Below are 10,195 nucleotides of genomic sequence, written 5' to 3' on the forward strand. Positions count from 1 at the left end.
TCCTTTGCGAGAAGGGGACCCAGTCTTGGGTCCCCTTCTCTGCGTTTACAACCCTGTGCCGCGCGGTCGGGGTGTCACCCGTACATGATTGAATTTGATCGTGCGGGTCGCTCCCGCAGGTCACACGTCACTGCGTGCGCTGCGGCCGGGTACGAGCAGAGTTCGGAGAAAGGGACCACCGTGTCGGAGCAGAACGACGGTCGCAAACCGTTCCGCCGCAACGGCGGTGGCCAGGGCGCCGGTGGTGAGCGGCGCGACGAAGGTCGGCAGTATCCGCCGCGCGAGGGTCGTCAGGACGCCGGGCGTGGTGAGGAACGGCGGTCCGGCGGTGGCTTCCGGCGCTCAGGTTCCGATCGTGGCGCTTCCGGCGGCCGGGAAGGCAGCGAACGGGGCGGCTTCCGGCGCGGTGGGTCCGATTCCGACGATCGTGGCGGTTTCCAGCGGGGCAGGTCTGCTCCCGATGATCGTGGCGGTTTTCGGCGTGGTGGCTCCAACCCCGACGAGCGGGGTGGTTTTCGACGTAGCGGGTCGGATCGCGGCGATCAGGGCGGTTTTCGGCGTGGTGGTTCCGACTCCGATGAGCGCGGGTTCCGGCGTGGACCCGATCGGGAGGGGCAGGACGATCGCGGTGGTTTCGGCCGGGCCGGAGAGCGGCGCGAATCCGGTCGGCCGGGTACGGGCCGGGGTGAGGATCGGCGGGATCGGGATCGCTCATCGGGCGGGTACCGCGGCGGGGCCGGTCGTGAGGACGCGCGTCGTCCCGACCGCAAGGGCGCAGGTCCGCGCCGAGAGGGTGACCGTCCGAGCGGTTACGACCGTGGCCCGGGCCGCGATGATCGCCGGGGCCCCGCGCGTTCGTTCGAGGACGATCGTGGCCGGCCGGAACCGCGGCGCGGTTCGGATCGCCCGTACGGCGCTGACCGCGGCCGCGGGCAGGGCGGTGACCGGCCGGGTGGCGATCGCGATTTCGGCTCGGACCGTCGCCGTGGCGGGGAAGGTGCGCAATTCGCGGCCGGCGGACGTGGCGGAGATCGCCGGCCACCACGTCCGGATGAGCCCGCGCTCCCGGAGGATGTGCAGGCCTCCGACCTGGATTCGGGCGTCCGCCGCGATCTGCTGAGTCTCGACAAGGGCAATGCCGAGACCGTCGCCCGGCATCTGGTGATGGCCGCGCGTCTGATCGAGGACGAGCCGGAACTCGCGCTGGAACACGCCCGTGCCGCACGGCAGCGCGCCGGGCGAATCGCGGTGGTTCGGGAAACCGCCGGCGTCATCGCCTATCACGCGGGTGAATGGGCCGAGGCGCTCTCGGAACTGCGCACCGCGCGGCGGATGTCCGGCGGTGCCGGCCTGCTCGCGGTGATGGCCGATTGTGAACGCGGTCTCGGCCGTCCGGAACGTGCCATCGAACTCGGTCGCAGCGACGAGGCCCAGCAGCTGACCGCGGACGAGGCCACCGAACTGCGTATCGTCGTCGCCGGCGCCCGCATGGATCTGGGCCAATACGATCAGGCCGTGGTGACCCTCCAGACGCCCGAGCTCGATCCGGCCAGAGTCGGCCCGGCATCGGCGCGTCTGTTCTATGCCTATGCCGAGGCGCTGCTCGCCGCCGATCGTTCGGACGAGGCCCTGAAATGGTTCCTCAACGCGGCGGCCGCGGACGTCGAGGGCGACACCGATGCCGAGGAGCGTGCCGAGGAACTCGCCGCCGTAGGTTACGAGGATGACGAGTTCGACGAGGGCGAGATCGTCCCGGGTGGCCTGGGCCGCGACAGCGGCGACGCCGGAACGGCGGCCTCCGAGGACGACAGCCGCTGATTTTCCGCGTTGCAGCGCGGCTGACTCAGTGGTGAGCGTGGAGTGTCCGGTCACGTCATCGGATCGGCTTCGCCAGCTGATCGGATGATTGCGCTCGAGGCTCCATGCGGTAGCCGCCGCGATCGCAGCGCGTGCGGGGCAACGTGGCCCTCCTCGACCGGCAGGCTCGCGAACTACGCGTCATACGAACCTCATCGCCCGCAAGATCATCGCCCCGAAAATCGGGCGAATGAACAGGCCACCGGCGAAACGGCCTCGTGATCATTCGATCCGACACAGGTCGGCTCGGCACTGCTGTTCGATTTCGAACCTCATGCACGGTTCGGTCGACAACATCATTCCGTTCCCGGGCTCGAACATCTTCCCGGTGTTCCGACAGCATCGAGAACACGCTGGTGACACCGTATGACGCGCTGCGGCCGCGCCCGGCGCACATCGCGGGACCGGACTTCGATCCGCGGCGATGCGCGGCAGAGGGCAACCGGCTGGGGCGTCTGCCCGGCCGAAACCCGGTGGAACGAATTATCGAGGTATTCGGCCGCGAGTTCCGGCCAAGGGTGCAGGAGCGGAGCCTATTCGGCGTATTTCTCGGCGAGTGTCGCCAGTTGGTCGAGGGCACGGAGGGTTTCGGCTTCGGGTGCCGTCTCGAGTTTGAGCGTTGCGCGTTGTACGCCTGCCTCGGCGTAGGCGTCCAGTACCGCTGGTGTCGCCGGGGCGGGGGTGATCATGATCGGCAGGCCGGTCGTGCGGAATTCGGCCAGTTGTTCGGTGACGGCTTCGGGAGTGTCGACGCCGTTGGGGATCCAGCCGACGCCGAGGCGGGTCGCGCGGTCCCGGGCGGCTGTCCCGCCGCCGATGAAGATGGGCGGATGAGGTTCTTGGACGGGTTTGGGCCAGGCGTAGATCGGGTCGAAATCGATGAATTCGCCGTGGAATTCGGCGGTCTCCTCGGTCCAGATCGCCCGGAGGGCGGCCAGCTGTTCGTCCAGGAGCGCGCCGCGCGTGCGGGGGTCGGTACCGTGATCGGCCATCTCCTCGCGGTTCCAGCCGACACCGACGCCGAAGACGACGCGGCCGCCGGAGAGCAGGTCCAGGCTGGCCACTTCCTTGGCGGTATGGATGACGTCGCGCTGGATCAGCAGCGTGACACCGGTGCCCAGAATCAGTCGATCGGTCGCGGCCGCGATCGCGCCGAAGGCCACGAACGGATCGAGCGTGCGGTAGTAGTACCGCGGCAGCTCGCCACGGCCTGGATACGGCGTTTCACGGCTGGCCGGGATATGTGAGTGTTCGGCGAGGAACAGTGATTCGAATCCGCGCTCCTCGAGCGCCCGGCCGAGTGCGGGACCGGCGATTCCCTCGTCGGTCAGAAAGGTGTTGACTCCGATCTTCATACGAGGCCGAACCAGTGACCGTGCGCCCGTATTCCGCGACGTGTGGTGGCTCGTCCGCCTCGAACCGGACGCGGGCTGACCAAGTAGGCTCGGGCGGTCCGGGTAACGTCCCGGCGCGGTTTGTCGGTGGCGATGAAGGTGGTGCGAGCTTTCGTGACGAGGTTACGGGATCGGTTCGAGGCTCTGCTGCTGGATCTGGACGGCACCCTTTATCGCGGGCATGCCGTGATTCCCGGTGCGCCCGAGGCACTTTCGGCTGCCGACTCGGCGCAGTCGCTGATGTACGTCACGAACAACGCGAGCCGATCCGCGGCGGCGGTGGCCGCGCACCTGAGCGAGTTGGGTTTCCTCGCCGGTGCGGATCAGGTGGTGACCAGCGCCCAGGCCGCGGCCCATGTGCTCGCCGATCGGCTGCCGCAGGGGGCGAGTGTGCTCATCGTCGGCGCGGACGATCTGGCCGCGGAGGTCGAACATGTCGGGTTGCGTCCGATACGACGATTCGACGACGACGTGCCCGCCGCGGTAGTACAGGGCTATTCGCCACAGATCGCCTGGCCCGACCTGGCCGAGGCCGCCTACGCGGTGCGGGCGGGTGCGTTGTGGGTGGCCGCGAACACCGATGCGACCTTGCCGACCGAACGAGGATTGGCCCCGGGCAACGGTGCGATGGTCGCCGCGTTGCGCACCGCCACCGACGCCGAGCCGATCGTCGCGGGCAAGCCGTACACCCCGTTGGTCGAGGACGCGCTCGCCCGTGCGGGAACTCGCTCGGCTCTGATGGTCGGCGACCGCCTCGATACCGATATCGACGGCGCGCTGGGGGTGCAGATGGAGTCTCTGCTCGTCCTCACCGGCGTCAGCACGCTCGCGGATCTCGGCGCGCGGTCCGCCGATCGTCTCCCGGCCTATGTGTCCGACAGTCTGGATGCGCTGAATCAACCTGTCGTGGAAGACGATCCGGTCCGGCACAGCGATGGTGACCTGGCCGATCGGTTGTCCGAACGGCTGCGCCGCTACCCCGGCAGGGCGATCCCGATCGCCGGCTAGGACCGCGTGAGTCGTCGTGGTCTCGCGCTCGAGGACTTCACAGGCGCCGAACCGGACTTCGGCCCGTACGGGTCGCCGGCCTCGTCGCGCTGGGTGATCGGGCCGCGGTCGTGTGCCCGGATCTGCATCGGCCTGCCGCGGCACATACCGGATCAACCGGTTCGCCCCAGGTCGAGCTCGCCCAGGACACGCACGACCATCCGGCCCGCATCGCGGCGGGCGATGGCGGCGAATTCGTGTACGGCGGTGGGCGTTTTCAACCACCATGCCTCGAAGGGGCGGTAATCGGCGGCCGGAGTCAGGCGGTCTGCGAGATCGGGCCGCTGCAGGTGCAGGTAGCGGCGCGCGCGGGCGGCGTGCATGGGGGAGGAGACGATGGTGATCCGCTCGGCGTCCTCGATCATCGGAATAGTGAATTCGATGTTCTGCCAAGTACTTTCGGAGTTTGCCTCGGTGCGGATGGATTCGGCCGGGACGCCGAGCCGCTCGTGTGCGTAACGCGCCATCACATCGGCTTCGATCCACGGGCTCTTGACCGCGCCGCCGGTGAACACGACCAGCGCGCCGGGCGTCATCGAACGCGCCGCGATTCGGCAGCGCCACCGCTGCAGCGGGTGCAGACTGCCGTCGGCGCGGGCGGGAAAGCCCAGAACCACCAGGGCGTGGGTCCCGTCGCCGGTTCGGGGCCGAGTGCCGAGATATCGACGCGTCGCGCGCCAGTGCATCCACTCGGAGCAGCCGACGATCGCCGCCGCTGTGGCGACAGCACAGCCCAGAATTGCGCCCGCTCCCTTGGTTCGCATGCGGTCATTGTGCCAACCGGCGGTGTCCGCGTGCGTCACCTCGGACGTTGCCCGCCCCGTCGCGCGTTGCGGTGGAGCGGGCCGCCGGGATCGTGAGCGTTGGATATCGAATTTCGCCGGGGTCAGGTCGCGGTGTGCGCGGCCGTGCCGTGCGCGGGGTGGTGCCAGGTGGCGATGGCCCAGATCAGGTACGCGTTCAAGGCGATGATCAGGATCGACCACCACGGGTTGTGCGGCAGCCAGAGGAAGTTCGCCACGATCGACGCCGCGGCCAGCACGATCGCCAGCGTTCGTGCCCAGAGCCGGCCGGTGATCAGCGCTGCGGCGGTGAGTACGAGCAGTGCGCCGATGACGATGTGAATCACGCCCCAGCCGGTGGCGTTCCACTGATAGGTGTAGTGCGGGCCGACCACGATGATGTCGTCGTATTCGATCGCCGAGATACCTTCCAGGATCTGGAGGGCGCCGGCGACGAGCATCAGTACCATCGCCCCGATCGTGCCCACCGCCGCGGCCCCCTGGCGAAGGTTCGTCGCGCCATTCTCATGGCGGCCCCGTGGGGCTGCGGGCTCGGTCCTGGCGTTCGGGTCCGTCGGTGGTACCTGCGCGGTAGGTGTTGCCTGGTCCGACATTTTGCTCCTCCCTCGGCCGATTGCGATCTGTCCACTGCCGCTGTACCCCGCGTTGTGGTTCCGACACCTGGGTTTCGCCCCCGGAAATCGCCCGATCAGCGGCGGACCCGAGCAGGGATCTGGACGGCGCCTCCGCTTCCACCCGGTCGTGTGCGCTCGGCCCGAACCCCGCCTGGTACTTGTGGAATCGTGTCTCCGGTAGCGTTGTCGGCACCATGACTACGCCGACGTCGCATACGCCCGGTTCCAACGGGCCTCGGCCGGGAGTGCCGCTGCCCGGCCAGCATCTGCAGGGCGCCGATCCGGCGGGATTCGCCGATCCGGCGTCCGTGCGTGCGCAGATCGATGAGCTGATGTCCGAACTGCGGACCGGGTCGCGTGCGACCGATGCCGGCGGTGCGGAATCGGCGGGAGCGGGAGCCGAGATCACCCGGCGTGCCCGCATTCTGGAGCAGGCGCACGATGTGCTGGTCCAGGCTCTGTCGACGGTGGACAAGATCTGAGGTGGCCAAGCGCGCTCGGGTGGACGCGGAACTGGTTCGCCGTGGTTTGGCACGCTCGCGGGAGCATGCGGTCGAACTGATCGGTGCGGGCCGGGTGTTGATCAACGGTTCGGTCGCCTCGAAACCGGCGACGGCCGTCGAGGCGGGGACGCCGCTGCTGGTGCGGGAGGAACCGGACGAGGTGCAGTGGGCCTCGCGCGGAGCACACAAACTGCTCGGTGCGCTCGAGGCGTTCGAACCGCGCGGTCTGACGGTTCCGGGCCGCCGCTGCCTGGACGCCGGGGCGTCGACCGGTGGATTCACCGATGTGCTGCTCACCCGGGGAGCGCGCGAGGTGGTCGCGGTGGATGTCGGCTACGGGCAGTTGGTGTGGCGATTGCAGACCGACGAACGAGTGCGGGTATTGGATCGCACGAATGTCCGTGCGCTCACCCCGGAGGCGATCGGCGGACCCGTCGACCTGGTTGTGGCGGATCTGTCGTTCATCTCGCTCGGATTGGTCCTGCCCGCGCTGGCGCAGTGCTGCGGTCCCGGCGCCGACCTCTTGCCGATGGTCAAGCCCCAGTTCGAGGTCGGTAAGGACCGAGTAGGCTCCGGCGGTGTGGTGCGGGATCCCGCGTTGCGTGCGGAATCGGTGCGGGAGGTGGCCGTGACGGCCGCCGCCCTAGGTCTGCGTACCCGCGGGGTGGTGGCGAGTCCGCTGCCCGGACCGTCCGGCAATGTCGAGTACTTCCTGTGGTTGCGCCGGGAGGATGGCGATACAGAGGTGGATGTGACTGCGCTGGTGCAGCGCGCGGTGGAGGAGGGCCCACAGTGAACCGGGAGATTCTGCTGGTCGCGCATCCCGGCCGTGCCGAACTCACCGAGACCGCGCACCGGGTGGCGAAGATCTTCTCCGATGCCGGCATCGGCCTTCGCGTACTCGCGGACGAGGCGTACAGCACCAAACTCGACTGTGACGAGAGCGCCGAACCCGACGGGTATCCGGTGCGGTCGGTCACGCACGGGCCCGACGCCGCGGTGGGCTGCGAGATGGTGCTGGCGCTCGGCGGCGACGGCACGTTCCTGCGCGCGGCGGAGATGGCGCGTTCGGCGCGGGTGCCGGTCCTGGGAATCAATCTGGGCCGCATCGGATTTCTCACCGAGGCCGAGGCCGAGAACATCGATGAGGCGTTGGCGCAGGTGGTGCGCGGCGATTACCGCATCGAGCAGCGGATGACGATAGATGTCAGTGTCCGCGTCGATGATGTGGTGGTGGAACGTGGCTGGGCACTGAACGAGGCCAGTATCGAGAATGCCGTCCGGATGGGCGTGCTGGAATTGGTGCTGGAGGTCGACGGGCGTCCGGTCTCGCAATTCGGATGTGACGGGGTGCTGATCGCGACCCCGACCGGATCCACGGCCTATGCATTCTCCGCGGGCGGCCCGGTGGTGTGGCCGGAGCTCGAGGCGCTGCTGGTGATTCCGAGCAATGCGCACGCGTTGTTCGCGCGACCGTTGGTGACCAGTCCGGACTCCCGGATCGCGGTGGAAACCGTTGCCACAGGACATGATGCGGTGGTATTCCTGGACGGCCGCCGCACGTTGGCGCTGCCGCGCGGTGCGCGTTTCGAGGCGGTCCGCGGGGACGAGCCGGTGCGGTGGGTGCGGCTGGACTCCGCGCCGTTCACCGACCGGATGGTGCGCAAATTCCAGTTGCCGGTGACAGGATGGCGAGGCCGGCGGCCGGAGCGCACCCGCTCGGGCGACAGCGAAAACCGCCGAACGGAGAGCACGAGTGCTGACAGAGATACGGATTGACGGTCTCGGCGTCATATCCACCGCCACAGCGCAATTCCATGCTGGGTTGACCTGTCTGACCGGTGAGACCGGTGCGGGCAAGACCATGGTGGTGACGAGCCTGCATCTGCTGAGCGGTGCTCGCGCCGACGTCGGCCGGGTGCGCAGGGGCGCGGCGCGTGCGGTGGTGGAGGGGCGGTTCACCGTCGAGGAGGTGCACGACGCCGCTCGCGACGAGGTCGAGAAGGTGCTGGAATCGACCGGGGCGCAACGGGATGACGACGGCAGCATCATCGCCGTTCGCACCGTCGGCAGCGATGGGCGTTCCCGGGCGCATCTGGGTGGGCGCAGTGTTCCGGCGGCGGTGCTGGGCGATTTCACCGCGCCGTTGCTGACGGTGCACGGGCAGAACGATCAGCTGCGCTTGCAGCGGCCCGATCAACAGTTGCAGGCATTGGATCAGTTCGCGGGCGATTCGGTCGCGACGCTGCTGCGCAAATACCGTCTGGCCCGGCGCACCTGGTTGCAGGCCCGCAGCGAGTTGCTCGAACGCACCGCCCGCAGTCGCGAACTCGCGCTCGAGGCCGATCGGCTGAAGCATTCGCTCGACGAAATCGATGCTCTGGCACCGGAATCCGGTGAGGACGAGCGCATCGTCGCGGAGGTGCGGCGGCTGTCGGATCTGGATTCGCTGCGCGAGGCGGCGACCGGGGCGCACGATGCGCTGGCCGGTCCGGCCGACGCACCCGGCGAGGGTTCGGGTGCGCTCGATCTGCTGGGTGCGGCCCGCTCGCGACTGGAATCGGCGCAGGACCCGGCGTTGAGTGATCTGGCGCCGCGGCTGGGGGACGCGATCTCGGTCGTGGTGGATCTGACCACCGAGCTCAGTGGTTACCTGTCGGATCTGCCCTCGGACCCCAACGCGCTGGATTCGCTGCTCAACCGGCAGGCCGAATTGAAAACGCTGACAAGGAAATACGCGCCCGACATCGACGGCGTGCTGGCCTGGGCGGCGGATGCGCGCGGGCGGCTGGATTCGCTGGACGTGTCCGAGGAGGCGCTGTCCGCGCTGGCCGCGGAGGTCGAGGCCGCCGCCGGTGAGGTGCGTGAGGCCGCGCGCAAACTCACCGCCGCGCGCACCAAGTCGGCCAAGAAGCTGGCCGCGGCGGTGAGCACCGAGTTGGGCGGGCTGGCGATGGGGCGTGCGAAGCTCGAGGTGCAGGTGCGCCCGATGCCCGCCGGCGCCCAGGATTCGGCGCCGATCACGATGGGCGGCAAGGATTTACATGCCGGATCCAGCGGTGTCGACGAGGTCGAGTTCCGGTTGTCGGCGCATTCGGGGGCACAGTCGCTGCCGTTGAGCCGCAGCGCCTCCGGTGGTGAGTTGTCCCGGGTGATGCTGGCGCTCGAGGTGGTGCTGGCCCGGTCCGAACACGGCAGCACGATGGTGTTCGACGAGGTCGATGCCGGTGTGGGCGGTCGGGCCGCGGTCGAGATCGGCCGCCGGTTGGCCCGGTTGGCCCGCACCCACCAGGTGATCGTGGTGACCCACCTGCCGCAGGTGGCCGCGTTCGCCGACACTCATCTGGTGGTGGACAAGGTCGATGACGGCAAGGGCGTCAACAGTGGCGTGCGCGCTCTCACCGACGACGAACGCGTCAAGGAACTGGCCCGCATGCTGGCCGGTCTCGACGACACCGAAACCGGCCGAGCCCACGCGGAAGAACTCCTCGCGACCGCCAACGCGGAGAAGGACACCGCCACCTCGGCAGCCAGCTGACGAGCCACCACCTGTCGACGCGGACCGGATCCGAATCGCGAGATCCACGACGACGAATCGGCACACCAGGCATCGATCCAGGTCGTCTCGGTGCACCGTAACTGTCGGGCCGGCCAACGCCACCCAAAGGTTCTCGCCCCACTGAACTCGCCGAAGCGAAGCCCGAACGTGCTCAGGGCGAATCGTTTCTGTGTCGTTGGGAGTGGCTCGTGAAGCGGTGTAACCGTGCCGACTTCAGCATTGTCGGTGTGCACCGTCCGGGGGGCCTGCCGAGGCGAAAACCCAACGTGCTCAGCGGCGAATCGTCGCCCACTGGGAGTCACCAGCGAAGCGAAAGGGTGAACAACGCCGATCCCGCCATTTCGGCGCGCACCGCACCCGCCCGCCGATGCGAAGCGAGGCGAAACTGACGCGCCCAGCGGCGAAGCGTCTCTGTCGG

The 10,195-nt window shown here is 68.7% G+C and carries 8 protein-coding genes and 1 pseudogene; 6 read left to right on the forward strand and 3 right to left on the reverse strand.

What is annotated here, in order from left to right; genetic code table 11:
• Nucleotides 1-411 precede the first annotated feature (411 nt).
• Nucleotides 412-1,707, forward strand: a pseudogene (locus tag AC5WS7_RS40310) (tetratricopeptide repeat protein); the annotation flags it as partial.
• 683 nt (nucleotides 1,708-2,390) lie between these two features.
• On the opposite strand, the gene AC5WS7_RS40315 reads toward AC5WS7_RS40310, so the two are convergent.
• Nucleotides 2,391-3,212: an LLM class F420-dependent oxidoreductase gene (locus tag AC5WS7_RS40315; protein WP_495959935.1), complete on the reverse strand. Its 822-nt coding sequence runs from the start codon at nucleotides 3,210-3,212 to the stop codon at nucleotides 2,391-2,393.
• Nucleotides 3,213-3,365: 153 nt separating this feature from the next.
• Here AC5WS7_RS40315 and AC5WS7_RS40320 point away from each other — a divergent pair, with 153 nt between their 5' ends.
• Nucleotides 3,366-4,259, forward strand: a complete 894-nt coding sequence (locus tag AC5WS7_RS40320; protein ID WP_495959936.1) for an HAD-IIA family hydrolase — start codon at nucleotides 3,366-3,368, stop codon at nucleotides 4,257-4,259.
• A gap of 152 nt (nucleotides 4,260-4,411) precedes the next feature.
• Here AC5WS7_RS40320 and AC5WS7_RS40325 read toward each other — a convergent pair whose 3' ends face one another.
• Complete coding sequence (locus tag AC5WS7_RS40325) at nucleotides 4,412-5,062, reverse strand: YdcF family protein (RefSeq protein ID WP_495959937.1); 651 nt, start codon at nucleotides 5,060-5,062, stop codon at nucleotides 4,412-4,414.
• 122 nt (nucleotides 5,063-5,184) lie between these two features.
• Nucleotides 5,185-5,550 (reverse strand): DUF7144 family membrane protein, encoded by a 366-nt coding sequence (locus AC5WS7_RS40330; protein ID WP_495959938.1) that lies wholly within the window; start codon nucleotides 5,548-5,550, stop codon nucleotides 5,185-5,187.
• 359 nt (nucleotides 5,551-5,909) lie between these two features.
• Between AC5WS7_RS40330 and AC5WS7_RS40335 the strand changes: the two genes are divergently transcribed.
• From AC5WS7_RS40335 to recN, 4 genes are read left to right on the forward strand one after another with little or no spacing between them, the layout of a single operon-like run.
• On the forward strand, nucleotides 5,910-6,197 hold the full coding sequence (locus AC5WS7_RS40335) for a hypothetical protein (protein WP_495959939.1): 288 nt from the start codon (nucleotides 5,910-5,912) through the stop codon (nucleotides 6,195-6,197).
• A gap of 1 nt (nucleotide 6,198) precedes the next feature.
• Nucleotides 6,199-7,014: a TlyA family RNA methyltransferase gene (locus tag AC5WS7_RS40340; RefSeq protein WP_495959940.1), complete on the forward strand. Its 816-nt coding sequence runs from the start codon at nucleotides 6,199-6,201 to the stop codon at nucleotides 7,012-7,014.
• On the forward strand, nucleotides 7,011-7,997 hold the full coding sequence (locus tag AC5WS7_RS40345; protein ID WP_495959941.1) for an NAD kinase: 987 nt from the start codon (nucleotides 7,011-7,013) through the stop codon (nucleotides 7,995-7,997). Before AC5WS7_RS40340 ends, AC5WS7_RS40345 begins: the two co-directional genes overlap by 4 nt.
• The gene (gene recN / locus AC5WS7_RS40350; RefSeq protein WP_495959942.1) at nucleotides 7,975-9,756 is read left to right on the forward strand and encodes a DNA repair protein RecN; all 1,782 of its coding nucleotides are present in this window, start codon (nucleotides 7,975-7,977) and stop codon (nucleotides 9,754-9,756) included. Before AC5WS7_RS40345 ends, recN begins: the two co-directional genes overlap by 23 nt.
• The last annotated feature ends 439 nt before the right edge of the window (nucleotides 9,757-10,195 follow it).

The sequence above is a fragment of the Nocardia sp. PLKS1-43 genome (genome assembly GCF_059510335.1).

Bases quoted from the DNA above. Each gene is read 5' to 3' on its own strand.
- AC5WS7_RS40325 (WP_495959937.1), bottom strand. From the start codon at position 5,062: ATGCGAACCAAGGGAGCGGGCGCAATTCTGGGCTGTGCTGTCGCCACA.
- AC5WS7_RS40330 (WP_495959938.1), bottom strand. From the start codon at position 5,550: ATGGTACTGATGCTCGTCGCCGGCGCCCTCCAGATCCTGGAAGGTATC.
- AC5WS7_RS40335 (WP_495959939.1), top strand. From the start codon at position 5,910: ATGACTACGCCGACGTCGCATACGCCCGGTTCCAACGGGCCTCGGCCG.
- AC5WS7_RS40315 (WP_495959935.1), bottom strand. From the start codon at position 3,212: ATGAAGATCGGAGTCAACACCTTTCTGACCGACGAGGGAATCGCCGGT.